Here is a 24,550-nt window from a genome sequence, read left to right on the forward strand (position 1 = left end):
GATCAAGGGGTAAGATAGCGAAATCGCGTTAACCGAGTAGATAAGCGGCATAAAAAAGCCGGATAACAATCCGGCTTCAGGGGTTAGCGGGCAGACATCTGCGGCACCGGCTGTTTTTTGTGGCGCTGTTTGCGCAGCTTATCAATCAGCTTGTGCGCTTCCGCGTGGGTCGCAACTGCCGGAGACGAGCCACTCAGCGGTTTACGGGCGGTTTCACGCAGGGTAAACACCGTGATCAGGCCAATGGCACCGGCACCCATCATATAGTAGGCCGGCATCATCACGTTCTGGGTGGTATCGACCAGCCATGCGGTGACCAGCGGCGTGGTACCGCCAAACAGCGATACCGAGAGGTTAAAGCCGATGGCCAGCGCGCTGTAGCGAATGTCGGTAACGAACAGCGCCGGCAGCGTAGCCGGCATGGTGCCGCTAAAGCAGGTGTGCAGCACGCCAAGCACCACCAGGCCGCCAAATACCGCCAGCATGTTGCCTGAGCCAATCAGCATGAAGCACGGAATGGCGAACAGTACCAGGCCTAGCGCGCCGAGGCCAATCACCGGACGGCGTCCGATACGATCGGTCCAGTGGCCCCACAGCAGGGTCAGCGGCATCATTACGAACATGACCACCATCACCAGCAGCAGGCCGGTCAGCTCGCTCAGCCCCAGTACCCCGGTCAGGTAGCTCGGCATATAAGAGGTCAGCATATAGTTGGAGACGTTAAATACCAGTACCAGGCCGATGCACTTCAGCAGCTGCTTTTTATATTTGTTAAGCATCGGCAGCAGGCCGAGACGCGGGCGGGCGTGTTCGAGCGCGTCCTGTTTATCCATGTGATCCTTAAACGCCGGCGTCTCTTCAAGCTTCAGGCGGATATAGAGACCAAACAGCCCTAAGGGTGCGGCGAGGAAGAATGGAATGCGCCAGCCCCAGTCGAGCATCGCCTGCGCCGGTAGCAGGGCGATCATGGCAGTAACCAGCGTCGCACCCAGCAGATAGCCGCCGAGCGTACCGAACTCAAGGAAGCTGCCCATAAAACCGCGGCGTTTATCGGTGGAGTATTCGGCAATAAAGGTCGCCGCACCGCCGTACTCGCCGCCGGTTGAGAAGCCCTGTACCAGACGCGCCACCAGCAGCAGGATCGGTGCCATGATGCCAATGCTTTCATAGTCAGGAATTAACCCGATGCAGAAGGTGCCGACCGACATCATGATCATGGTAAACGCCAGCACTTTCTGGCGGCCAAAGCGGTCGCCGAGCGGGCCGAACACCATGCCGCCGATGGGGCGGACGAGGAACGCGGCCGCGAAGGTACCAAATGAGGCGATAAGCTGCGCGGTGCTGCTGGCATCGGGGAAAAAGACCTTGCCAATGATCACGGCCAGGTAGCTGTACACCCCGAAGTCGAACCACTCCATGGTGTTGCCGAGTGCGGCAGCGCCAACGGCGCGTTTCAGTAATTTGCTGTCGATAACCGTGATGTCATCGACGGTCAGTTCGGTTTTTTTATCCGCATGAGTTGCTGTTGTACTGGTGGTCATAAACTCCCCGTCAGTGTTGATGGAGCAGCTTATAGCTTTCGCAGCCGGGACGTTCAAAGAAGGAAAAGAAAGCTATAAGAGGCTAAAAGTTGAGTCAGGTCACATTGTGTGGCCGGGTGTCACCTTAAAGAAAAGTCTGCTTGCATGCAAATTTGTGGCTATAAACGCCGTTTTTATGAGGGTATTGCTCTTGTTTACGCTGTCAGCGGAAGGTAATTCAGAATAATAAATTATGCTGCTGGCGCTGTGAAATTTGCTTCAGGGCTACAGATAATGTGGTGAGAGCCGGGTGATGTAGCGCGATATGTTACAACGCGGCGCGCCGGACAGCGCGCCGCCGCAGGTTACGCCGTTTCGCCGCCGATGACCTCGCGAATGCGTTTTGCGATGTGGGCGACATGGGTTTCCAGTGCAAAATGGCCGCTGTCCAGCAGCTCAACCACGGCATTTGGGTTGTCACGCTGATACGCCGCCGCGCCAGGTGGAATGAAGAACGGATCGTGTTTGCCCCAGATAACCAGCGTCGGCAGCTGCGTCTGGCGGAAGAACGCCTGGAAATCAGGGTAGCGGGTCAGGTTGCTGGCGTAATCAAGGAACAGATCCAGCTGAATATCCTTATTGCCCGGGCGTTCCATCAGCAGCGTCGCGAGATAATACGTTTCCGGTGCGACCTGCTCAGGGTCGGTCACGCCGTGCAGATACTGCCAGCGTATGCCTTCCAGATTCAGTACGGCATCGTTCACCACCTGACGATGTGCTGCCGTCGGCTGGCCCCAGTAAGCGCGCACCGGCTCCCAGGCATCCCCCAGGCCTTCCAGATAGGCGTTACCGTTCTGGGAAATCAGACCGGTCACCCGCTCGGGAGCGGCAAGTGCCAGCCGCAGCCCGGCGGGCGCGCCGTAGTCAAAGACGTAGAGCGCATAGCGTTCCAGCCCCAGAGCGTCGACAAAATGCACCAGCGTCTGGCCGAGGGCGTCAAAGGTGTAGCGGTAGTCGCGCTCTGCCGGCACGTCGGTAAAACCGAAGCCGGGCAGATCCGGTGCTACCAGATGGAACTTGTCCGCCAGCAGCGGGATCAGCTCGCGGAACTGATGGGACGATGCGCCAAAGCCGTGCAGCAGGAGCAGTGTCGGGTTGGTCGGTTCACCGGCCTCACGGTAAAAAACGCGTATGCCGTCGGCATCAACCCAGGCGTTGCGTACGGGTAAATGGGTATTCATCGGCATCTCTTTTCTCCTGTAACTGATAAATTACTTTTTAGTGGTTACCTGCTTTCAGTATGGCGAGGTTGCGTAACCAGTCAACTGCAATTTTAATGGTTACTGAGGTGTGCAAAGGGATACCCGACAAGAAGCGTCGCTAAATCATTGCGTTACTCACACATTGTCTGTAACTGTTATTTTTAAATTTTATGGGTTACGATCGCAGGTGAGGTCATCCTGAGGAGAAATAGCATGTCCGGTAGTCCATCGCTGTTAACCAGCAACGCGCCACTGTTCATCGCCGATCACGGCGCGCTCGACTTTGTGAATACCGTGGCGCAGGTGGAAGGGCAGCCGCGGGATTTCTGGCAGTCCGGGGAGGACGTGCAGCACTGGCTGACCCACGCCGGGCTGGCGACGCTGCCGGATCGGCTGCCGTTTCCTGTGTGCGAGCTGCTGCAGGAGGCGCGTCGGCTGCGGGAGGTGATCCGCCGTCTGGTGATGCAGAAAAAAGCGGGCGAGGCGGTGGACGTCACGGCGCTGAACCGCTATCTGGCAGAGGCCCGCAGCTATCAGCAGCTGGTGACGGACCCGCAGGGCGGGCTGCGGCTGGAACGTATCTATGGAACGCAAACCCCGGTGCAGGTGCTGGAGCCGGTAGCCGCGCTGGCGGCCTCCCTGATGAGCGACCCGCACTTTGAACTGGTGCGCGAATGCGAACACCCGGAGTGCACGCTGTGGTTTTACGATCGTACCAAAGCCCATCGCCGCCGCTGGTGCAGCATGGCGCTGTGCGGTAATCGCGCGAAGGTGGCCCGCTTTCGTCAGCAGCAAAAATAGCGCGTCGGCGTTATGCCAGCGACGCTTTCAGGCTGTCGATAAAATGGCTTACCCGCAGCGGCAAATAGCGGGTAGTGGGAAGCAGCGCCTGAATCGGCAGGTTTTGCGGCTGCACATCGGCGAGTGAAATTGCCACCAGCGAACCTTCTTGCAACTCCTGTTTGATATCCCACAGCGTCAGCTGCGCAATGCCCAGCCCCTGAACGCAGAGCGATCTGACGCTCTCTACACTACTGGCGCTGAAACGGCCATCAACGCTGATGCTGGTGGGCTGACCATCCAGGTCAAACGTCCACTGCAGCACGCTGGTCAGCCGCAGACAGTGATGGTCCGCCAGATCCGCCAGGGTTTTCGGTGTGCCGTGGTCGCGCAGCCAGGCGGGCGATGCGCACAGCACCCTGGGGTTATCAGCGATTTTACGCGCCACCAGCCCGGAGTCGCGTAGCGGGGCGATGCGAATGGCGACGTCGAAGCCGCCGCCGACAATATCGACCACCGCTTCACTCAGTTGCAGATCGATACGCATGGCCGGATTCTCCGCCAGTAGCCGGGGCACCAGCGGCAGAATATGACGCTGCCCGAAGCCGGACGGCGCGGTCACCCGCAGCAGACCGGTCACGCCTTTAACCTTCGGATCGAACAGCGCTCTGGCACCTTCCTCCGCCTCCAGCAGTGCCCGGGCGTAAGGCAAAAATTCTGCGCCTTCCTGTGTCAGCGATACCGAACGCGTGGTGCGCTGCACCAGACGGGTATTGAGTTGTCGTTCAAGGCTCGCCAGCCGCCGGGAAACCGCCATCGGCGACACATCCAGCCGCCGCGCCGCCTGGGTCAGACTGCGGGTTTCGGTAATGATCAGAAACAGCTGCACATCGCGAAGATCCATAACGTCATCATTTTTCAGCGGTAAAAGCGGATTATAACGCGTATTGATATACCAGCTTATCCGTTTACGCCGTTTAAGGCGGTTAACGGCGGGATTATAGTTATCCGCCTGATAAATCAACCACCGGAATAACGATATGCACGCTACACCTCTGTTTACCCCTGCCACTATTGGCACCCTGACGCTGAACAATCGCCTCGCGGTTGCGCCCATGACCCGCGTTTCTGCCTCAGAAGAGGGTCTGGCCAGCGAAAAAATGGCGCATTACTACGCCGATTTCGCCCGCGGTGGCTTTGCCCTGATTATTTCCGAAGGCATCTATATCGATCGCGCATGGTCGCAGACCTATGCTTTTCAGAGCGGGCTGGTTAATGCCGAACAGGCCGCGGCCTGGCGACGCGCCACCGACGCGGTGCACGCCCGGGGCGGTAAGATTTTTGCTCAGATCCAGCACGGCGGTGCGCTCTCACAGGGCAATTATTATCGACAGGAAACCGTTGGCCCGTCCGCTATCCAGCCAGTGGGTCAGCAGATGACCTTTTACCGGGGGGAAGGAGCGTATCCGATCCCGCAGATGCTGACGGAAGAGGCGATCCAGGCGATTATCGCCAGCTTTGCCGACGCGGCGTCCCGCGCGGTTGAGGAGGCCGGGTTTGACGGGGTGGAGATCCACGGTGCGAACGGCTATCTGCTTGACCAGTTTTTTACTGATTACACTAACGCGCGTACGGATCGCTGGGGCGGGAATATTGCGGAGCGTCTGACCCTCAGCCTGGAGGTGATCCGCGCAGTGCGTGCCAGCGTCGGCCCGGATGTGCCGGTGGGCATTCGCATTTCTCAGGGCAAGGTGAATGACTTTTTCCACAAGTGGGCCAACGGCGAAGAGGATGCGCGCGTGGTATTCACCCTGCTGGCCGCAGCCGGAATCGATTATCTGCATCTGACGGAGTATGAAGCCTGGCAACCGGCATTTGCCGATAACCCGCTCTCACTGGTAGCCCTGGCGCGTAAGTATGCTCCCGATCTGACCCTTATGGCGAACGGTAGCCTGCACGATCCGGCTCGCGCTGAAGAGGTGATGGCCACAGGCGCGGATTTCATCGCGCTGGGCCGCGGGGCGCTGGCGAATCATGCCTGGCCGCAAAAGGTGGCGCAGGGCGAGGCGCTGTGTGAATTCGACAGTGCGATTCTGGGACCAATTGCTGATATTAAAGCGAGTGAACTCCCCGACTGACAGCCGGTTATTTGCCCGCCAGATCTGGCGCTGAAATATGAAAAAAAAGCCGGGCGTTACGCCCGGTAATAAATAAGGCACACAGAAAGTAAGCCGCTAAAACAGGGCTTGATGAGGGTTAATGCGGCGGCACAATACACGCCGATGTGGCGTTTATTGTTATCAAAAGATGCCCTTAATTCTTACGTCAGGCTATTTTATGACGTGTTTTTCGCCCTTGTTATAGTGAATTTTTTATGCGTTATCCTGAATTGATTAATATTTATTAAAAAATCCATGCGTAATTACTGATTAATTATTCATAGCGACCGGATAACCGGCGCTGTCTGCCATGCCTGCCTCTCGCGCGTTGCAGTTAGCGTTCACTGTGCCGCTTGCGTGTAAGTCTGCTCCCGCAGTTGCGAGAAGAATCTGCACCGGCGCGCAGGCTAACGACGCGCTTTGCTTAACGATGTCGCTCACATTATATCCTCTGGTCTGAATAAACAGCGCCCCATTTTGAGGATTATCCGATATGTCCAGATAAACGACATAATTACTTCTGTAACACAGAAAAGCAGCGCGTTGTTTATATTATCAGCGGCGTTGTGGTCGGCCATGTTGATATTCAGACGACGAAACGCTGTCTTATTTTAACCTTTCCGCACCAGATATTTCCCCCGCAGGTCAACTGCACCTCAGGCTTTTTCCGCCAGCAGTCCCGACACCAGCACCCTGAATGCCTCAATCGCCCGGGGCAGTACCGCGTGCGGATCGTCCGCGGCGGCAATCCATAAGGCCGCGTTCAGCGCCGCGCCGTTAACCAGTCGCGCCGCCGCTTCCGCATCCACCTGACGTACCGTACCTTCTGCTATCAGCGCCTCAATCGCTTCGGTGGTGGTGCGCAGACAGGCGGTCTGATTAGGCCACTGCGACGGATCGCCGAGCACCGCCGGGCCATCAAGCAGCATAATGCGCTGTACTTCCGGCTCCAGCGACATCTCAATGTAAGTGATGGCTTCGGCAATAAACCCGTCCCACTTTGTCGCCTCGCGCGCGCTGGCTTCGCGCATCTGCCGCAGAATTTCTGCGTCCATCTGGTCGATCACTGCCTGCAGCAGGCCTTTCTTGTCGCCGAAGTTGTGGTACAGCGCACCGCGGGTCAACCCGGCGGCAGCCGTCAGTTCATCCATTGACGCCGCCGCGTAGCCCTTGTCAGAAAATGCCTGGCGCGCCGCCTGAATCAGCTTGCTGCGGGTTTCTTCCACCATCTCTGCACGTCGTTTCGCTGCCATACCTGCTCCTGAAAATTAATGCTGTTGCCCATTGACATACGCGGCGTATGTTTAATATTTTACATACACGGCGTATGTGAGTTCACTCTATCACATTCGGCGGATGAGCAGGCGGTTTGTTCCGCCACTTTGATCCCTTCTGCTGCACTGGAGTATGAGTATGACGATACGTGACGCTGTTTTCCCCCCGGGCCGCCAGGCGCTGTATGACATCAACCGCTACTCGGCGGCGATTCGCTCAGGCGATCTGCTGTTTGTGTCCGGGCAGGTGGGTAGCCGGGAAGATGGTTCTCCCGAGCCTGATTTTGCAAAGCAGGTTGAACTGGCATTCACCAACCTCAAGGCGGTGCTGCAGGCCGCGGGCTGCACCCTTGACGACGTGGTGGACGTGACGACCTTCCACACCAATCCCGCAGCACAGTTTGACATCATCAACCCGATCCGCCTGAAAGCCTTCGGCGATGGGCCTGCGCCAAACTGGACCGCGCTGGGGGTGACCTGGCTGGCAGGTTTTGATTTTGAAATTAAAGTGATTGCCCGCATTCCGGCGGGAGCCGGCAGCTAATCTGCGGAAAAGGGGAGGGCGGATGGCCGTTTCAGGCAGCAGCGCGTCCTGAAACGGTCTTACGCAACGCGGGCGGACGGGGTAAGGTAGCCGAAACCCAGGAGGACGCCATGCTTGAACTACGACCCAACTGTGAATGCTGTGATCGGGACCTGCCGCCGGATTCCCGCGAGGCACGGATATGCTCTTTCGAATGCACCTTCTGCGCGCGCTGCGCAGAAGGAACGCTTGCCCGGCATTGCCCCAACTGCGGCGGGGAGCTGGTACCTCGCCCCGTCAGGCCCGCAGACAAATTACTCACCTCACCCGCCTCCACGCAGCGCGTTCTCCGGGCACATCCAGGCTGCGGGGCGATACCGCATTCCGATCGGCGTCAGCCGTAGCGTGACGGAGAGTGGATCACCGTCGTGACCACGCCAACGATATGCACGTCTTCTTCATCGGTGAGCGGGATCGGCGGATAGGCCGGATTTTCAGCACGAAGATGCGGAGAGGGCGCAAGTTGCAGACGCTTCACGGTAAAGTCGCCGCGTAACCGGGCAACGACAATATCGCCGTGGCCAGGCCGCAGGCTGGCATCGACCAGCAGCAGCGAGCCGTTAACGATAGCGGCATCGCGCATTGAATCACCCGCTACCCGCAATATATAGGTAGAGGAGGGGTGCGGGATCAGGTGCTTGACCAGATCGATCGCGTTGTCCATGTAGTCTGTGGCCGGGCTGGGAAACCCGGCTGAAACCCGCTCAAGATAAAGCGGTAAACGTACGGTGTGAGGCGAAGGGGTTAAGTGATATAGCGCCATCGCAGCGGTCCCGATAATTATACTGTATTTATAACCAGTATAAATCAGTGTTCGCTATTGGCAAGCGTTGCCCCGGCTGCTTCGCTTGTTATTGGCGCTATCTTACTGTTCGCTGAGAGAAAAAAATTTATCGCTGGTCACGGCGTCGGCTGTACGCATTTTGTACGCCGGATCAGATGAGAATCACATTTTTCCCTTGTTCTTTCAGACGGTTAATTGCCTCTTCTGGTGCTTTTTTATCGGTAACGATCGTATTGATCTTCTCGATCGACAGCACGGTGTTAAAGCCCTTACGCCCAAATTTACTGGAATCACTGACTACCACCACCTGCTGCGCCGCCGCGGCCATTACTGCGCTGATGGCGTAGCCCTCGTTAAACGTTGTGATACCGTTTTCACAGTCAAAGCCATCCGCCCCGACAAACATCAGGTTAGCCGACACCCCGCGCAGGGCATGCTCGGCAATACTGCCGTGCAGCGATATGGTTTTATGCCGCAGCGTGCCGCCGCACACCACCAGCGTGATATCCGTGTTTTCCAGCAGCACGTTAGCCGCGGGCAGGTTGTTGGTAATCACCGTGATGTTGTTCATGCCGACCAGTTCTTCGGCCAGCAGCTTAGTGGTGCTGCCGCTGTCGAGGATCACGGTATCGCCCTCCCTGACCAGCCGCGCCGCTTCAATCGCGATGCGCCTTTTAGGGTCCGCCGCCAGCTTATAGCGCTCGTGCAGGCTGACTTCACTGCTTTCGGCAGCGCTGTCAAACGCCAGCAGAGCGCCGCTGCGTGCCGCACCGCCGTGAAAGCGCGTCAGCAGTCCATGCTCTTCCAGCATACGCAGATCGGTACGCACTGTGACTTCGGTCACCCCCAGTTCGGCGGCGATGTCATTCACCATCAGGCTGCCGGATGCGTTAACCATTTCCACAATCCTGTTTCTGCGCTCGAACGTATTCATAAACACTCCTCGAAAATGTGAGCTCATCCTAAAACGAAAGCGTTAGAAAGTAAAACGACAATTAAAAGAGTGTGAAGGATTACGCAATTAATCGAAACCCTAACGCCGGAAGCATTCACGATATAACTAAAAACCCCCAATCTATTGATGTGAAATGTTATTTTTGCACGGATCGTGGCGGCTATTAAGAAAAAGCAGCGCGGCCATATGAAATTAAACGATCGCGATCACACAACTAAAAGAAAGCAATTGAGATAAAAACGAAAAGAAACGATTTTAAATGTCAGGCATTCGGAGGACATTATGAAAACGTTACTACAACAGCACAAAAGTGGACTTGATTGCGGCATCTGTTCCGTCTGTTCAGCGCATCCGCTGGTGATCGAAGCGGCACTGCGCCTTGATTTACACAGCCGTCGCAAGGTGCTAATCGAAGCCACCTCAAATCAGGTCAACCAGTACGGCGGGTATACGGGTATGCAGCCCGCGGCATTTCGCGATTACGTGCTGGCGATTGCGCAGCGCGTCGGTTTCCCGGCCGCGCGGCTGATCCTTGGCGGCGATCATCTGGGGCCAAACTGCTGGCAAAACGAGCCGGCCCAGGAGGCGATGGCGAAAGCCCGGACGTTGATTGCGGAATACGTTAAAGCAGGGTTCAGCAAAATTCACCTCGATGCGTCCATGTCCTGTGCGGACGATCCCGTGCCGCTGCCCCCGGCGCTGGTCGCGGAGCGCGCCGCCGATCTGTGCCGCGTTGCGGAAGCGTGTGCGACGCCAGCGCAAAAAGCGGCCCTGACCTATGTGATCGGCACTGAAGTGCCGGTGCCGGGCGGCGAGGCGTCGGCGATTGAGCGCGTGCACATCACCCGGCCCGAGGATGCCGCAGAGACCCTTGAGCTGCACCACCAGGCCTTTCGCCAGGCCGGGCTGGAGGAGGCCATTCCACGGATTGTGGCGCTGGTGGTACAACCGGGCGTCGAGTTCGACCACAGCAGCGTGGTGCACTATGACCCGGCAAAAGCGCAGGCGCTGAGCGCCTTTATCACCGGCACACCGGTGGTCTACGAGGCGCACTCCACCGATTACCAGACCCGCAAGGCGTATCGCGCGCTGGTGGCGGATCACTTCGCCATCCTGAAAGTCGGTCCGGCGCTCACCTTCGCGTTGCGCGAAGCCATTTTTGCCCTCGCGAGCATGGAGCAGGTACTGGTGGCACCGGAAAGCCAGAGCCGCATCGTTGAGGTGATCGACCAGGTAATGCTGGATGAGCCGGGCTACTGGAAAAAGTATTACCGCCAGGTGTGGTCGGAATCACGGGTGGATATTCATTTCAGCCTGTCAGATCGCATCCGCTATTACTGGCCAAACGGGCGCATCAGCCGCGCGCTGGAGACCCTGCTGAGCAACCTTAATGCAACCACCCTTCCGCTGGGGATGCTGAGCCAGTATCTGCCGAAGCAGTACGACCGCGTGCTGAACGGCACCCTGGTACCGTCGCCTCACCATCTCATCATCGACAAAATTCAGGACGTGCTGCGGGATTATGCCTGCGGCTGCCATCCACAGCTGCATCACGCCCGGCAGGTGAGCCATGCATAACTATCAACTGCTAACCGCCAGCGGACTGCATTTTAACGATGCCCATGAGGCATTGGTCCATATCGGGGAGACGCTGGTGCAGGCGGGAATATGTCGGGAGAGCTATCCCGCCGCGCTGCGCGCCCGCGAAGCCGCATACCCCACCGGCATCGCCCTCGACGGTCACTGCATCGCCATTCCCCACTGCGACGCCAGCCATGCCCTGCGGCCCGCCCTCTATCTGATCCGCCCCCGGCAGCCGGTGCCTTTCGCGCAGGCAGATGATGACATACAGATTGGCGCTGAGCTGATTATCGCCCTGGTGGTAACGCATCCGCAGGAGCAACTGAACCTGCTGCGGACGCTGTTCGGCCTGCTGCAGCAGCCTGATGTCATCGACAGCCTGTTAACGGTGCCGGAGGCGGCGCTGGCGACGTGCCTGCGTCAGCGTCTTCTCGCCCCGGCGACGTAACGTGTTACCTGTACCTGCAAACGGAGAATAAAAATGAAACGAAAGATCATCGTAGCGTGCGGAGGGGCGGTCGCGACCTCCACCCTGGCGGCGCAAGAAATTCAGGAGCTGTGCGACGAGCACCACATTGCGCTGGAGCTGGTCCAGTGCCGCGTCAACGAAATCGAAACCTATCTGCACGGTGTGGATCTGATCTGCACCACCGCCCGGGTCGATCGTAGCTTTGGCGATATTCCGGTGGTGCACGGCATGCCGTTCGTCTCGGGCGTCGGCATTGACGCGCTGCGGCAGAAAATCCTGACCCTGTTGCAGGAGTAGCGCCATGTTTAGCGAAATTATGCGTTATATCCTCGATCTGGGTCCGGCGGTGATGCTGCCGATTGTAATCGTGCTGTTCTCCCTGTGCCTCGGCATGAAGCCGGGCGACGCGTTTAAGTCCGGTCTGCATATCGGTATCGGGTTTGTCGGCATCGGTCTGGTAATTGGCCTGATGCTCGACTCTATCGGGCCGGCAGCTAAGGCGATGGCGGAGCATTTCGAAATCGGCCTTGAGGTGGTGGACGTCGGCTGGCCGGGTTCCTCACCCATGACCTGGGCCTCGCAGATTGCACTCATTGCCATTCCGGTAGCCATTGGCGTCAACATCCTGATGCTGCTGACGCGCCTGACCCGCGTGGTGAACGTCGATATCTGGAATATCTGGCATATGACCTTCACCGGCGCGCTGGTGCACCTCGCTACCGGCTCGTACTGGCTGGGCATGCTGGGCGTCGTGGTCCATGCGGCCTTTGCCTACAAGCTGGGCGACTGGTTCTCCCGGGATACCCGCGACTACTTCGGGCTGGACGGCATTGCCGTGCCGCACGGCACCTCAGCCTGGTTCGGGCCGATCGCGGTGCTGGTTGACACGGTTATCGAAAAAGTGCCGGGTCTGCGCCGTATCCACTTCAGCGCGGATGACGTACAGAAACGCTTCGGCGCGTTCGGCGAGCCGGTCACCGTCGGCTTTATGATGGGCGCGATTATCGGCGTGCTGGCCTCCTGGGATGCCAAAAGCGTACTGCAGCTGGCGGTGAAAACCGCCGCGGTGATGCTGCTGATGCCGCGCGTGATCAAGCCGATCATGGACGGGCTGACGCCTATTGCCCGTCAGGCGCGTTCGCGGCTACAGGCAAAATTTGGCGGTGAGGATTTCCTGATTGGCCTCGATCCGGCGCTGCTGCTCGGCCATACCGCCGTGGTATCCGCCAGCCTGATCTTTATCCCGCTGACCATTCTGATTGCCGTGCTGCTGCCTGGAAATAAGGTGCTGCCGTTCGGCGACCTCGCCACCATCGGCTTCTTTGTGGCGATGGCGGTCGCGGTACACCGTGGGAACCTGTTCCGCACCCTGATCTCCGGCGTCATCATCATGAGTATGACGCTGTGGATCGCCACCCAGACCATCGGGCTGCACACCCAGCTGGCCGCCAACGCCGGCGCGCTGAAGGCCGGTGGTCAGGTCGCCTCTATGGATCAGGGCGGGTCGCCGGTGACGTACCTGCTTATCCAGCTATTGACCTGGCAGAACGTTACCGCGCTGGTGGTCATCGGCGTCATCTATGGCCTCGGTGTCCTGCTCACCTGGCGTCGGGCTCGTCAGGTAACCACTGCCGAACACGAATAATATGACGGGGGCGTCAGCCCTCGTGTTTCAGGAGTCTGTGCCATGAAATCTGTCGTGATACACGCCGGAGGCAGCGTTACGGTTGAAGAACAGCCGATGCCTCAGCTACAGAATGAGCAGGAGGTGCTGGTAGAGGTGCTCTGCTCCGGGCTGTGCGGGTCCGATCTCCCGCGCATTTTCCACGCGGGGGCGCACTTTTACCCCATTACTCTCGGACATGAATTTAGCGGGCAGGTGAGGGCATGCGGCAGCGCGGTTGACGACCTCGAACCGGGGGAGCGGGTCTGCTGCGTGCCTTTACAACCCTGCTTTACCTGCGACGAGTGCCAGCGCCAGCTGTGGTCGCAGTGCCGACATTATCAGTTTATCGGCTCGCGCAGCGACGGCGGCAACCGGCAGTATGTGGTGCTGCCGCGACGCAACCTGTTTCGCTTACCCCCGGAGGTATCGCCGGTGGCGGGTGCCTTTTTTGAGCCGCTGACGGTCGGGCTGCACGCCATGCAGCTGGCAGGCGGCTGCGCCAACAAGCAGGTGGTGATTATCGGTGCGGGAACCATTGGTCTGCTGGCGCTGCAGGCCGCAAAGGCGCTCGGCGCGCGGTCGGTCACCGCCATTGATATCAACCCGGAGAGGCTGGCGCTGGCTCGCATGCTGGGGGCGGACCAGGTATTTAACAGCCAGGAGATGACAGCGCAGGCGATACATGCGGCGCTGACCCCACAGCGCTTCGACCAGCTCATCCTTGAAACCGCCGGTAGCCCGCAGACCGTGACGCTGGCCATTGAGATCGCCGGGCCGCAGGCCCAGGTCGGGCTGATCGGCACTCTCCATCGCGACATCACCCTGAGCAGCGCCTGTTTTGGCCTGATCCTGCGGCGCGAGCTGCGGTTGCTCGGCAGCTGGATGAACTATTCCGGCCCCTGGCCGGGGGTGGAGTGGCAGCAGGCGATGCAGCTGTTTGAAGCGGGAAGCATCAATCTCGATGCGCTGATCGCGGTGCAGGCGGGGCCGCAGGGCTACGCCGACGCGGTGCGCGCCCTCAATGGCCAACCGATGAACGGTAAGATCGTACTTGATTTCAGTGCGCCAGAAATGGAGAAGAGCTGATGTACCTGATTGCCAGCCATGCCATGCTGCAGAAGGCGCAGCGCGAAGGGTACGCGGTACCCGCGTTTAACGTTCATAACCTCGAAACCGTTCAGGTGGTCGCCGAAACCGCGGCGCAGATGCGTTCCCCGGTGATCCTGGCCGGCACGCCCGGCACGTATCGTTACGCCGGGCTGGGGTATCTGGTGGCTATCTGCCAGCAGGCGGCACGGCGCTACGATCTGCCGCTGGCGCTGCATCTCGATCACCACGAGGCGGCGGAGGATATTCATACCAAAGTCAAAGCCGGGGTGCGCTCGGTGATGATTGACGCTTCTCATTTTCCGTTTGAGCAGAATATTGCCGCCGTGGCGGAGGTGGTGGCGATCTGCCGTCGCTATGACGTGACCGTCGAAGCCGAGCTGGGCAGACTGGGTGGGCAGGAAGACGACCTGATAGTGGATGAAACGGAGAGCCTGTTTACCGATCCGCTGATGGCGCGGGAATACGTGCGGCGCACCGGCATCGATTCGCTGGCGGTGGCGATTGGGTCGGCGCACGGCCTCTATCAGGGGGAACCGAAGCTCGATTTTGCCCGGCTGGAGCGTATTCGCGAGCAGGTCAGCATTCCGCTGGTACTGCACGGCGCATCGGGGCTTCCGGCGCGTATGGTGCAGGACGCCATCGCCCGCGGCATCTGCAAGGTTAACGTAGCCACCGAGCTGAAGATGGCCTTTGCCGATGCGGTAAAAGCCTATTTTCACGCCTGCCCGCAGGCGAACGATCCGCGCGAATACATGGAGCCGGGCAAGCTGGCGATGAAGCAGGTGGTGCAGGAGAAAATCCGCATCTGCGGCAGCGAAGGGAAGCTGTAAGCGCATAAGCAAAGAGGGGAAAGCGTGTTGCTGGCCCCTCATCGTATGCGGCGTAACGCCCCGCGAATAACGACGTTATAAAGCGAACTGATATAAATGCTACTGAGAGCGGGAAGGGTGGCGTAATAACGCATCCAGACGTTGATGAATAAGGCGCATCTGCTGCTCGTTATGCTTTGCAGATCCTGTTTCGCCAAACATATCCGCATGATCGAGCATGGTAAGAATGACAAGCGCCGGTTCGGCTACGCCTTCTCGTTGTTCAAAAGAGAGAACCAGTAAAGGATCGGTTTCCCTTTCATCGTCCAGTACCCGGGTATGGTGTAAGCCAATATAAAAAGGAACCAGCGCGCCATTGCCTTTGATATGGGATTGCTTGATCCAGCCATGTTGATGTTTTTCGCCCTGAGAATAGACCCAGACGCACTTGTCGCGTTCCCACATTTGAATCAGATCGTCGATATCCTGGAAATACGATAAAACCACATCCGTGGTGAAACCATACTCTGCGGAAATAACATGAAACAACGCGCTGGTTTCAACGGACGAAATTTTTTCTCTTCTGCCCATGGTTAATTCCTTTAACCGACTGCGAGTCATCCATCTCCAGCACCTCTTGTATAAACTGCTGACGGCGCTCTTCCTGAGTATTGCCCGTTAAGCGAACGCTACCTGCGCTACGCGCTTTAGCCAACAAACCGGAAAGGTTAGCGGCATTGACCGGGGTGTTTTTCATACATCCTCCTGTGCATTTATTCGACAAGTATACCACAGGCAGCGTGCTTTCCACGCCCGGAGGCTGGTTTTACAGGGCGGCTCGCAAAACGACGATCTCAAACCGTTTGCGACCCACCTCACATTTATCAACACCGATTATTACTCTCAGGCTAATGATTCGCCCGCGAACTTAATTGATGGGAACGGCCGGCGGGTCCACACTACCTCCAGCGTTAAGCAAATCACAAAGATTCGCTAAATCAGGAGGTTAATAATGAGTGGCAACCAAACGGCTCGTGTGTGGAACACGCGCCGCACGGAGAAACAGCGGCGCATCGCCTCGGTTCCCGTGCAGGGCAAAGTGCTTCCCACCGACCAGCTTACCGGGATGCTTGAAAAACTGATCGCCCCCGGCGACCGCGTGGTACTGGAAGGGAACAACCAGAAGCAGGCGGATTTTCTCTCCCGCATGCTGGCTGAAGTAAACCCGTCGAAAGTCCACGATCTGCATATGATTATGCCGAGCGTCGGACGCAGCGAACATCTGGATATTTTTGAAAAGGGCATCGCCCGCAAGCTCGACTTCTCCTTCTCCGGTACCCAGAGCCTGCGCATTTCGCAGCTGCTGGAAGATGGCCTGCTGGAAATCGGCGCCATCCACACCTACATCGAGCTTTACTCCCGTCTCTATGTCGATCTGGCTCCGAACGTGGCGCTGATTGCCGGCTTCAAAGCCGACCGCAAGGGTAACCTCTACACCGGGGCCAGTACCGAAGATACCCCGGCACTGGTGGAAGCCGCCGCGTTCCATGACGGTATCGTCATCGCGCAGGTCAACGAGCTGGTGGACGACGAAAGCGATCTGCCGCGCGTCGATATTCCTGGCTCGTGGGTGGATTTCGTGGTGGTGGCGGACAAACCGTTCTTTATCGAACCGCTGTTTACCCGCGATCCGCGCCTGATCAAACAGGAACATATCCTGATGGCGATGATGGCCATCAAAGGCATCTACGCCGAGCATCAGGTGCAGTCTCTCAACCACGGTATCGGCTTTAACACCGCCGCCATCGAACTGCTGCTGCCAACCTACGGCGAACAGCTCGGTCTGAAGGGCAAAATCTGTAAGCACTGGACCCTGAACCCGCATCCGACGCTGATCCCGGCGATCGAAAGCGGCTGGGTAGAGAGCGTGCACTGCTTCGGCGGCGAGCTGGGGATGGAAGAGTACATCCGCGCCCGTCCGGACGTGTTCTTTACCGGGGCGGATGGTTCGATGCGTTCTAACCGCGCCTTCTGCCAGCTGGCAGGCCAGTACGCGGTGGATATGTTTATCGGTTCCACCCTGCAGGTTGACGGCTTCGCCAACTCCTCCACCGTAACTCGCGGACGCCTCTCCGGCTTCGGCGGCGCGCCAAACATGGGGCATGACCCGCACGGTCGTCGCCACGCCACCCCGGCCTGGCTGAACATGATCACCGAACCGGACCCGATGCAGCGCGGTAAAAAACTGGTGGTGCAGATGGTGGAAACCTTCCAGGCGGGCGTGAAACCGACCTTCGTGGAAAAACTCGATGCGGTGGAGGTGGCGAAAGCCTCCGGCATGCCGCTGGCGCCGGTGATGATCTACGGCGATGACGTGACCCACGTGCTGACCGAAGAGGGGATTGCCTACCTCTATCGTGCCGAAAGCCTTGAGGAGCGCCGCGCCATGGTCGCCGCCGTAGCCGGTATTACCGACATCGGTCTGGGCGTTGACGCCGCACGCGTTGCCGAGCTGCGCCGCAGCGGCAAAGTGGTGTACCCGGAAGATATGGGTATCCGCCGCTCCGACGCCACCCGCTCACTGCTGGCTGCCAGCAGCGTCTCTGACCTCGTTGAATGGTCAGGCGGTCTTTATAACCCACCTGCGAAATTCCGGAGCTGGTAATGAAACACCTTCCACAGACTCACGCCGACGGGATGGCTGGCTGGCTGGCGCGCGTCGCCACCGTCTGCCTGATTGATGAAGCGCGTTTAACCCCGAAGCCGGGTCTGGTGGATGCCCGGGGAAGCGGCGCCCATCACGACCTGACTCTGGCCCTGATGGAGCGCTCGGCGCACAGCCTGACCCCGGCGTTTCAACATATGGCGGAGCACAGCTGGCTGCGCCCGGCGGATATCGCGCTGCGTGAGACCGTAGGGCGGCTGGGACGCGAAGGCGAACAGGCAATGATGGCGGCCACCGGCGGGGTTAACACCCATCGCGGTGCCATCTGGGCGCTCGGGTTACTGGTCAGCGCCGTCGCCATGTTGGGCGAGGCGGCGCCGAGTGACGTTGTCACGAAAGCCGCCGCCCGTCTGGCGCAGCTGCCGGACAGCGCCGCGCCGAAGGGCTTCAGCAAAGGGCTACGCGCTACCCACCGCTATCAGGTGCCGGGCGCGCGGGAAGAGGCTCAGCAGGGGTTCCCGCACGTCACCCGCCTGGCACTACCGCAGCTGTGGGCCAGCCGGGCGCAGGGGGCCAGTGAAACCCAGGCCCGCCTCGATGCGCTGATGGCCATCATGACCTCCCTGACCGACACCTGCGTGCTGAACCGCGCCGGGCTGGAGGGGCTGGAAGCCATGCAGCAGGGCGCCCGCGCCGTACTGGCCGCCGGCGGCACCGCACAGGCCGCCGGACGCGACGCGCTGGCCCGCCTCGATGCCGATATGCTGGCGCGCAATGCCTCGCCGGGCGGCGCAGCCGACCTGCTCGCCGCCACGCTGTTTCTGGATCGCACGAGCCTGCCGCAGGCAGCTCAACTAACACATTAAGAGGGCGTTATGGAACACATTACGTTGTCATTCCCCGCAAGCCGTTCCCTGAACGGTAAAGCACTGGCGGGGGTTGTCGGTTCCGGTGATATGGAAGTGCTGTACACCGCCGACGCCGCAAAAACCCTGACGGTGGATATCACTACCTCCGTCGATAACAGCACCGCACGCTGGACCGCGCTGTTTGACCGACTGAACATGCAGAACGGTTTGCCATCCGGCCAGCTGATTATTCACGACTTCGGCGCGACGCCGGGCGTGGCGCGCATTCGCATTGAGCAGGTCTTCGAGGAGGTGGAGCATGCGTAACGATCCCAGTTTTATCGAGCTGCGTGCCCGGGCCCGTGCGCACGCGCTGCTGGATGACGGCAGCTACCGCGAACTGCTCGATCCCTTTGAGGGTGTGATGTCGCCGTGGCTCGGCGCGCAGGGCATTGTCCCGCAGGCCGACGACGGCATGGTGGTGGCAAAAGGCACCATCAACGGCCAGCCGGCGGTGGTGATCGCCATCGAAGGCACCTTCCAGGGCGGCAGCATGGGCGAAGTGTCCGGCGCGAAAATGGCCGCTGCCCTTGAACTGGCCGCGGAAGATAACCGCAACGGCATCCCGACTCAGGCGGTACTGTGCCTCGAAACCGGTGGCGTGCGCCTGCAGGAAGCCAACCTCGGCCTGGCGGCGATAGCCGACATCCACGCCGCGATTGTCGATCTGCGTCGCTACACCCCGGTTATCGGCATCATCACCGGGACCGTCGGCTGCTTCGGCGGGATGTCCATCGCCGCCGCGCTGTGCAGCTACCTGATCGTCACTCGCGAAGCACGTCTCGGCCTCAACGGCCCGCAGGTCATCGAGCAGGAAGCGGGAATTGAAGAGTATGACTCTCGCGACCGGCCGTTTATCTGGAGCATGACCGGGGGTGAAACCCGCTATCAGAGCGGCCTGGTGGATGCGCTGGTGGGTGACGGGGTCAACGCCGTCAAAGCCGCGATGAATGAGGCGATTGCCAAAGGCGTGCCTGCGCAGCACCGCAGCGACAACTACGCCTGGTATCTTGAACGTCTGAGTCAGTTCGATACCCGCCAGCAGGCGGATGCCGAACAGATCAAACAGGTATTTGCATCGGAGGTGAAAGGATGAGCGAATCAGTAAGCCGGGGTGCGTTATGGCTGGAAAAACTGGCACCCAACGCAACACGTATGGCGGGTCTCTGCCCGTCGGTTCAGGTGGCTGATGGCGAACTGAACGGGGAAACGGCACGCTTTATCGCCGTGGTCCCGGATGCCGGAAACCACTATCCACGCGCCGCAAACGGCGAAGTGGGTCTGCTGGAAGGCTGGACGCTGGCAAAAGTGGTGAATGAGACCATCGATACCGATGCCAACAGCGCGGTAAAACGCCCGATTATCGCGGTGATCGATGTCCCGAGTCAGGCCTATGGCCGTCGCGAAGAGGCGTTCGGCATTCACCAGGCGCTGGCCGGGGCAGCAGGCGCATATGCGAAAGCGCGTCTCGCCGGACATCCGGTGATTGGCCTTATCGTCGGCAAAGCGATGTCCGGGGCGTTTCTCGCCCACGGCTACCAGGCCAACCGCCTGATCGCGTTCAACGACAGCGGCGTGCTGGTGCATGCGATGGGTAAAGAATCCGCGGCGCGTATTACGCTGCGTACCGTCGAAGCGCTGGAAAAACTGGCGGCGACCATTCCGCCAATGGCCTATGACGTGGCGAACTATGCCACCCTCGGGCTGCTCTCCGATCTGCTGGATATCAGCAACCCGGATACGCCGTCCACCGACGATCTCTCCCTCGTTAACCGCACGCTGGCCGATGCCGTTCGCGATGCGCGTCAGGACCCGAGCCTGAAAAATCGCCTCGGGGCTGAAAACCGTCGTAGCTCCGCACTGGTACGCGAACGCCTGCGCGCCAGCTGGTAAGAAAAGTAAGAGACCTGCCGGATAGCGGTGTCGGCTGTGCCGATGCCGCTACTGAAAAAAATAAATGTTCATCACCATGCGGGGCGTTACGCCTCGCAGGATAAGGGGCAACACATCGCGCCAGTGCTACTTTCTCTTTCATACAGGTGATTTATGACTTACGTGATTGTTCATGCTCTTGCACCCATTTTTGTCATCATGCTGCTCGGCTTCTGGGCCGGTAAGGCAAAAATGGTCGATAACCAGAATGTTTCCCTGCTCAATATCTTCGTAATGGATTTCGCGCTCCCGGCTGCGCTGTTCAGCGCCACCGTACAGACCCCGTGGAGCGGCATCGTCGCGCAGTCACCGCTGATTGTGGTGCTGGTGCTGGCGATGTGGATCACCTATGCCGCCATCTACTTCATGGCGACGAAGGTGTTTAAAAAGTCGCCGCAGGATGCCGCGGTGCTGACCCTGACCGTAGCGCTGCCGAACTACGCCGCGCTGGGCCTGCCGATCCTCGGTAGCGTGCTGGGGGAAGGGCCGTCCACCTCGCTGTCGGTGGCGGTATCTATCGCCTGTGGTTCGGTGCTGATGACGCCGTTCTGCCTGCTGATCCTCGAACGTGAAAAAGCCCGCGCGGCCGGTGAGAACAGCGGCTCGACGCTGGCGATGCTGCCGGTGCTGATGTGGCGCTCGGTGAAAAAACCGATTGTCTGGGGTCCGCTGCTGGGTGTGGTGCTCTCCGCCATTGGCATCAAAATGCCGGATCTGCTGCTGTCAGCGATTAAACCGCTCGGCCTGTCCGCTACCGCGGCGGCGCTGTTCCTCACCGGGGTGATCCTCTCGGCGCGTAAACTGCAAATCAACACCGTGGTGGTGACCTCGACCCTCGCCAAACTGCTGATCCAGCCGGCTATCGCCTGGGGGATTGTGCTGGCGCTTGGCCTGTCCGGCTCGGTGGCGATTACCGCTATCCTGATGATTGCGCTGGCAGCCGGTTTCTTCGGCGTGGTATTCGGTAACCGGTTTGGCGTACAGTCCCCGGATGCCGAGGCGGTACTGCTGCTTAGCTCGGTGCTGAGCATCCTGTCACTGCCGCTGTTCATCTCACTCACTTCAGGGATCTAAACCATGACGCCACGCCCTCACGATCTGCTCTGGCTGCGCGACCGCGCTTCACTTCACGGCATCACTGATGCCTGGGTGGAGACGCTGTGGCACAGCGGTCTGCCGGTGGTGGTGCGGCGTGATGTTGACGACGAGCGCATCCCGGTCGGGGTGCGCGGCATGCGCCGCGAGCAGCGCGCCGCCGGATGGGTGGCGGCAGAGGCGGTGGTGAAGCGCGTAACGCCGGAGGATCTGACCGATCTGAACCGGCTGCTGCGTTCGCCGTTTGTCTCGCAGCAGCCGGTGCAGGCTGCTATTCAGCTGGCGCAGCGGCGCTGGCCCTGGGCGTGGGGTGTAACCGGCAGCACCGGGTACGCGCTGGCCACGGAAATCCCGGTGCTGCACGCCGCCAGCGATCTCGATCTCACCCTGCGCGCACCCGAGCCGCTGCAGCCCGCGCAGTTTACCGCCTGGCAGGCGCTGATTGCACAGCTGCCGTGCCGGGCCGATACCCAGGTGGAAACCCCGGCGGGCGCGTTCTCGCTCAACGAGTGGCTGCGTGACGGGCGGGTTCTGCTGAAAACTAATCAGGGGCCGCGTCTGGTGCGCGACCCCTGGCACAGGGAGGCATAAATGAAAATCGTCATGACCTTTCCCGGTCAGGGCACTCAGCGTGCCGGTATGCTGGCGCACCTGAAAGCCAGCGCCATCTGGCGCGAAGCGCGTGAGGTGTTAGGTGACGAACTGGATACCCTCGATAGCCCTGACGCGCTGCGCCATACCCGGGCGGTGCAGCTGGCGCTGCTGATTGCCGGTGTCGCCGGCGCGCGTGCGCTGGCCGGGCGCGGCGTCACGCCGGATATCGTCAGCGGATTGTCGATCGGCGCTTACCCGGCGGCGGTTATCGCCGGGGCGATCGATTTTCGCGATGCGCTGCGGCTGGTGGCCCTGCGCGGCGATCTGATGGAGCAGGCTTATCCGCAGGGCTACGGGCTGACGGCCATCATCGGCCTGCGCCAGCCGCAGGTGGAAAAATTGCTGGCGGGCAGCGGGGCGTACATCGCCAACCTGAATGCCGAAACCCAGATAGTGATTGCCGGGCGTGACGAGCAGATGGCTGCGGTCGGCAACGCGGCGCTGGCGATGGGGGCCAGCAAGGTGAATCGCCTGGCGGTGAGCGTGCCGTCGCACTGCGAACTGCTGAACGAACCCGCCCGCAAGCTGGCCGCGGCCTTTGAGACGGTGACGCTGCGGCGCCCGGAATGCGCCTACCTGAGCGGCAGCAGCGCGAGGGTGCTGTGGCAGCCGGAGCGGATCGCGGATGATTTAGCCTTTAACATGGCGCGCACCGTGCGCTGGCAGGAGGCGATGGTGGCGGCCAACGAACGCGACGGGCGGCTGGCGATTGAGATGCCGCCGGGGGGCGTGCTGACCTGTCTGACCCGCCAGGCAGGCTGGGAGGGGGAGAGCATCTCCCTGGAGCGCAGCGGCGTTGATGTGGCGGTTCACCTGGCGACAAAGCTGCGCCAGCGCGCCTGAGCTAGGCTTTCACATCCTGACGGCTGAGGGCGTACATGCGCCCTTCGGCAGCCAGCGCCAGCAGATTGGGGTCGCGCTCGCGGTTATGGGCGAAGACAATCGCGATCTGCTGTCGCATCTGGTACGGCTCCGCCAGCTTCAGCAGCTGCAGGTTATTCTCATACAGCGTCTTCATTCTTCCCGGCACCAGCGAAAACCCCACGCCGGCCTGCACCAGGCTCAGCATCGAGAAAATATCATTGACCCTGGCGACGATGTCCGGCTCAAACCCGGCAACGTGGCAGGCTTCCTGAAAGCCCGCATAGGTGGCAAACCCTTCGGCCAGCGAGACAAATTTGCGGTCGCTGTAGTCGCGCAGGTCGGCTTCGGTGCGGCCATCCGCCACCTGTTCGGCAGGGGCTGCCAGCCAGATATCATCCTGGAACAGCGGCATCACTTCCAGGGTTTTCGGATCGATCTGCGCTTCCGTAACCGAGATCAGGATCGCATCCAGCAGGCCGTCTTCCAGCTTGCTGAGCAGCACCTGGTTGGACCCCATCGTCAGCTCCATCTCCAGCTCAGGTCGCCGGAGCTTCATGCCCATGATCAGGCGCGGCACGGTTTCCAGCGTCAGGGAGTAGAGGGTGCCGACCCGCAGGCGTCCCTGGCCGACCCCGGCGATGCGCCGCGTCTCTTCCAGGCCACGGGCCATCAGCTGCGTCACCTCCTGGCAGTATTCGAGCAGCGTCCGGGCGGCGGGCAGGGGAACCAGATTGCGGCCTTTATGGGTAAACAGCGGACAGCGCAGCCCCTCTTCAAGGGTGTGCAGCGCCCGGTGGACGCTGACGGCGCTGATATCCAGCGCTTCGGCGGTGCGGGCAATGTTGCCGCGCTCCATAAAGGCCGTAAAAATGGCGAGCTTGCGAAAGGTCAGCTCGCTGTTGATGTCCACGCTCATGGCAGCGTCTCGATCAGCGAGAACTCCTCGAAGATCAGCTCCATATCGGGGGCGTAGCACCCGGCGCGGGTGAAAAAGTTCTCATGGCCGTCGCGCCAGTAGGCGAGGCTCTTGTCGCCTTCACCTTCCAGCGCTGCCAGCTCGGGGGTGACGTCGCAGAAGCGCACCAGCCGCAGGGTATGGGTGCGGATCACGCACGCCGGGTCGCCGGCCCCGTTCAGAACGATATGATAGTCCCCCGGCACCACCTTTAATCCTTCCTCATGAAAGGCGCTGGCTGCGCTGCAGGTGGCGCGCTTGTCGCCGTGAACCACGTAGTTGAGCAGTTCATTCGCCAGTTCGGGTGAGTCGCCGAAGGCCCAGACATGGGCTGCGGGGTATTTCTGTTTAAGCAGGGTCAGTGTGTCCATCGAAAAAGCTCCAGAAGCTGATTATTATTGTCGAAACGATAATAGCGGCAGCCAGCATAATAATGCTACTTATTTCGTGTTTGCTGCATGGTCATGCAATGGCTAATAAAAAGAAATGTTAATTAAAAAAACTACCGCGATTACAAACGCATAA

General features: G+C 59.8%; 28 protein-coding genes. 18 read left to right on the top strand and 10 right to left on the bottom strand.

Annotated elements, in window-relative coordinates; translation table 11 throughout:
* Positions 1 to 83 precede the first annotated feature (83 nt).
* Together proP and KFZ77_RS08640 are read right to left on the bottom strand one after the other, a co-directional pair.
* Positions 84 to 1,541, bottom strand: a complete 1,458-nt coding sequence (gene proP / locus KFZ77_RS08635; RefSeq protein ID WP_031522560.1) for a glycine betaine/L-proline transporter ProP — start codon at positions 1,539 to 1,541, stop codon at positions 84 to 86.
* A gap of 344 nt (positions 1,542 to 1,885) precedes the next feature.
* Entirely contained in the window at positions 1,886 to 2,767 is an 882-nt protein-coding gene (locus tag KFZ77_RS08640; RefSeq protein WP_264385998.1) for an alpha/beta fold hydrolase, read from the bottom strand.
* A 228-nt stretch (positions 2,768 to 2,995) separates the two neighbouring features.
* Between KFZ77_RS08640 and KFZ77_RS08645 the strand changes: the two genes are divergently transcribed.
* A complete protein-coding gene (locus KFZ77_RS08645; protein WP_264385999.1) occupies positions 2,996 to 3,583 on the top strand; it encodes a CGNR zinc finger domain-containing protein in 588 nt (195 codons plus the stop codon).
* A 10-nt stretch (positions 3,584 to 3,593) separates the two neighbouring features.
* Here the strand turns inward: KFZ77_RS08645 and KFZ77_RS08650 are convergent, their stop codons facing one another.
* On the bottom strand, positions 3,594 to 4,466 hold the full coding sequence (locus KFZ77_RS08650; protein ID WP_031522567.1) for a LysR family transcriptional regulator: 873 nt from the start codon (positions 4,464 to 4,466) through the stop codon (positions 3,594 to 3,596).
* Positions 4,467 to 4,602: 136 nt separating this feature from the next.
* Here KFZ77_RS08650 and KFZ77_RS08655 point away from each other — a divergent pair, with 136 nt between their 5' ends.
* The gene (locus tag KFZ77_RS08655) at positions 4,603 to 5,700 is read left to right on the top strand and encodes an NADH:flavin oxidoreductase (RefSeq protein WP_264386000.1); all 1,098 of its coding nucleotides are present in this window, start codon (positions 4,603 to 4,605) and stop codon (positions 5,698 to 5,700) included.
* Between the two features lie 677 nt (positions 5,701 to 6,377).
* Here the strand turns inward: KFZ77_RS08655 and KFZ77_RS08660 are convergent.
* Positions 6,378 to 6,974, bottom strand: a complete 597-nt coding sequence (locus KFZ77_RS08660) for a TetR/AcrR family transcriptional regulator (protein WP_264386001.1) — start codon at positions 6,972 to 6,974, stop codon at positions 6,378 to 6,380.
* 160 nt (positions 6,975 to 7,134) lie between these two features.
* Here KFZ77_RS08660 and KFZ77_RS08665 point away from each other — a divergent pair, with 160 nt between their 5' ends.
* The gene (locus tag KFZ77_RS08665) at positions 7,135 to 7,539 is read left to right on the top strand and encodes a RidA family protein (RefSeq protein WP_264386002.1); all 405 of its coding nucleotides are present in this window, start codon (positions 7,135 to 7,137) and stop codon (positions 7,537 to 7,539) included.
* Positions 7,540 to 7,649: 110 nt separating this feature from the next.
* Positions 7,650 to 7,922, top strand: a complete 273-nt coding sequence (locus tag KFZ77_RS08670) for a DUF1272 domain-containing protein (RefSeq protein ID WP_264386003.1) — start codon at positions 7,650 to 7,652, stop codon at positions 7,920 to 7,922.
* Here KFZ77_RS08670 and umuD read toward each other — a convergent pair.
* Together umuD and KFZ77_RS08680 are read right to left on the bottom strand one after the other, a co-directional pair.
* Positions 7,913 to 8,341 carry a translesion error-prone DNA polymerase V autoproteolytic subunit gene (gene umuD / locus KFZ77_RS08675; RefSeq protein WP_264386004.1) on the bottom strand — a complete coding sequence of 143 codons (429 nt, stop codon included), beginning with the start codon at positions 8,339 to 8,341 and terminating at the stop codon, positions 7,913 to 7,915. The two genes, KFZ77_RS08670 and umuD, sit on opposite strands and share 10 nt — an antisense overlap.
* Positions 8,342 to 8,513: 172 nt before the next feature.
* On the bottom strand, positions 8,514 to 9,296 hold the full coding sequence (locus tag KFZ77_RS08680; RefSeq protein WP_264386005.1) for a DeoR/GlpR family DNA-binding transcription regulator: 783 nt from the start codon (positions 9,294 to 9,296) through the stop codon (positions 8,514 to 8,516).
* A gap of 303 nt (positions 9,297 to 9,599) precedes the next feature.
* Between KFZ77_RS08680 and gatZ the strand changes: the two genes are divergently transcribed.
* Genes gatZ through KFZ77_RS08710 form a run of 6 tightly spaced genes read left to right on the top strand, consistent with a single transcriptional unit; the run spans position 9,600 to position 14,973 of the window.
* Positions 9,600 to 10,895, top strand: a complete 1,296-nt coding sequence (gene gatZ / locus KFZ77_RS08685) for a tagatose-bisphosphate aldolase subunit GatZ (RefSeq protein ID WP_031522578.1) — start codon at positions 9,600 to 9,602, stop codon at positions 10,893 to 10,895.
* On the top strand, positions 10,888 to 11,346 hold the full coding sequence (gene gatA / locus KFZ77_RS08690; protein ID WP_264386006.1) for a PTS galactitol transporter subunit IIA: 459 nt from the start codon (positions 10,888 to 10,890) through the stop codon (positions 11,344 to 11,346). Before gatZ ends, gatA begins: the two co-directional genes overlap by 8 nt.
* A gap of 33 nt (positions 11,347 to 11,379) precedes the next feature.
* Positions 11,380 to 11,664: a PTS galactitol transporter subunit IIB gene (gene gatB / locus KFZ77_RS08695; protein WP_031522581.1), complete on the top strand. Its 285-nt coding sequence runs from the start codon at positions 11,380 to 11,382 to the stop codon at positions 11,662 to 11,664.
* Between the two features lie 4 nt (positions 11,665 to 11,668).
* Complete coding sequence (locus KFZ77_RS08700) at positions 11,669 to 13,012, top strand: PTS galactitol transporter subunit IIC (protein ID WP_031522583.1); 1,344 nt, start codon at positions 11,669 to 11,671, stop codon at positions 13,010 to 13,012.
* Positions 13,013 to 13,054: 42 nt separating this feature from the next.
* The gene (gene gatD / locus KFZ77_RS08705; RefSeq protein WP_264386007.1) at positions 13,055 to 14,119 is read left to right on the top strand and encodes a galactitol-1-phosphate 5-dehydrogenase; all 1,065 of its coding nucleotides are present in this window, start codon (positions 13,055 to 13,057) and stop codon (positions 14,117 to 14,119) included.
* Positions 14,119 to 14,973, top strand: a complete 855-nt coding sequence (locus tag KFZ77_RS08710) for a tagatose bisphosphate family class II aldolase (RefSeq protein ID WP_264386008.1) — start codon at positions 14,119 to 14,121, stop codon at positions 14,971 to 14,973. The genes gatD and KFZ77_RS08710 overlap by 1 nt, the downstream gene beginning before the upstream one ends.
* A gap of 99 nt (positions 14,974 to 15,072) precedes the next feature.
* Here KFZ77_RS08710 and KFZ77_RS08715 read toward each other — a convergent pair whose 3' ends face one another.
* Together KFZ77_RS08715 and KFZ77_RS08720 are read right to left on the bottom strand one after the other, a co-directional pair.
* Entirely contained in the window at positions 15,073 to 15,543 is a 471-nt protein-coding gene (locus KFZ77_RS08715; protein ID WP_264386009.1) for a hypothetical protein, read from the bottom strand.
* Positions 15,512 to 15,709 (bottom strand): hypothetical protein, encoded by a 198-nt coding sequence (locus KFZ77_RS08720; protein WP_264386010.1) that lies wholly within the window; start codon positions 15,707 to 15,709, stop codon positions 15,512 to 15,514. Before KFZ77_RS08720 ends, KFZ77_RS08715 begins: the two co-directional genes overlap by 32 nt.
* A gap of 255 nt (positions 15,710 to 15,964) precedes the next feature.
* Here KFZ77_RS08720 and mdcA point away from each other — a divergent pair, with 255 nt between their 5' ends.
* The 8 genes from mdcA (at position 15,965) to mdcH (ending at position 23,049) form a co-directional block, all read left to right on the top strand.
* On the top strand, positions 15,965 to 17,617 hold the full coding sequence (gene mdcA / locus KFZ77_RS08725; RefSeq protein WP_264386011.1) for a malonate decarboxylase subunit alpha: 1,653 nt from the start codon (positions 15,965 to 15,967) through the stop codon (positions 17,615 to 17,617).
* Complete coding sequence (locus KFZ77_RS08730; RefSeq protein WP_264386012.1) at positions 17,617 to 18,483, top strand: triphosphoribosyl-dephospho-CoA synthase; 867 nt, start codon at positions 17,617 to 17,619, stop codon at positions 18,481 to 18,483. Before mdcA ends, KFZ77_RS08730 begins: the two co-directional genes overlap by 1 nt.
* 9 nt (positions 18,484 to 18,492) lie before the next feature.
* Positions 18,493 to 18,792, top strand: coding sequence for a malonate decarboxylase acyl carrier protein (mdcC, locus tag KFZ77_RS08735; RefSeq protein ID WP_031522595.1), 300 nt, complete (start codon positions 18,493 to 18,495; stop codon positions 18,790 to 18,792).
* The gene (locus KFZ77_RS08740) at positions 18,785 to 19,621 is read left to right on the top strand and encodes a biotin-independent malonate decarboxylase subunit beta (RefSeq protein ID WP_264386013.1); all 837 of its coding nucleotides are present in this window, start codon (positions 18,785 to 18,787) and stop codon (positions 19,619 to 19,621) included. The genes mdcC and KFZ77_RS08740 overlap by 8 nt, the downstream gene beginning before the upstream one ends.
* Positions 19,618 to 20,418 (top strand): biotin-independent malonate decarboxylase subunit gamma, encoded by an 801-nt coding sequence (gene mdcE / locus KFZ77_RS08745; protein ID WP_264386014.1) that lies wholly within the window; start codon positions 19,618 to 19,620, stop codon positions 20,416 to 20,418. Before KFZ77_RS08740 ends, mdcE begins: the two co-directional genes overlap by 4 nt.
* Before the next feature lie 153 nt (positions 20,419 to 20,571).
* Entirely contained in the window at positions 20,572 to 21,531 is a 960-nt protein-coding gene (locus KFZ77_RS08750; RefSeq protein ID WP_031522600.1) for an AEC family transporter, read from the top strand.
* Between the two features lie 3 nt (positions 21,532 to 21,534).
* Entirely contained in the window at positions 21,535 to 22,143 is a 609-nt protein-coding gene (locus KFZ77_RS08755) for a malonate decarboxylase holo-ACP synthase (RefSeq protein ID WP_264386015.1), read from the top strand.
* Positions 22,144 to 23,049 (top strand): malonate decarboxylase subunit epsilon, encoded by a 906-nt coding sequence (gene mdcH / locus KFZ77_RS08760; RefSeq protein WP_264386016.1) that lies wholly within the window; start codon positions 22,144 to 22,146, stop codon positions 23,047 to 23,049. It abuts the gene before it with no gap.
* Between the two features lies 1 nt (position 23,050).
* Here mdcH and KFZ77_RS08765 read toward each other — a convergent pair whose 3' ends face one another.
* Both KFZ77_RS08765 and KFZ77_RS08770 read right to left on the bottom strand, forming a co-directional pair.
* Entirely contained in the window at positions 23,051 to 23,986 is a 936-nt protein-coding gene (locus tag KFZ77_RS08765; RefSeq protein ID WP_264386017.1) for a LysR family transcriptional regulator, read from the bottom strand.
* Positions 23,983 to 24,396: an ASCH domain-containing protein gene (locus KFZ77_RS08770; protein WP_264386018.1), complete on the bottom strand. Its 414-nt coding sequence runs from the start codon at positions 24,394 to 24,396 to the stop codon at positions 23,983 to 23,985. Before KFZ77_RS08770 ends, KFZ77_RS08765 begins: the two co-directional genes overlap by 4 nt.
* Between the last annotated feature and the right edge of the window lie 154 nt (positions 24,397 to 24,550).

The organism is Siccibacter colletis, from assembly GCF_025914095.1.
GTDB lineage: Bacteria > Pseudomonadota > Gammaproteobacteria > Enterobacterales > Enterobacteriaceae > Siccibacter > Siccibacter colletis.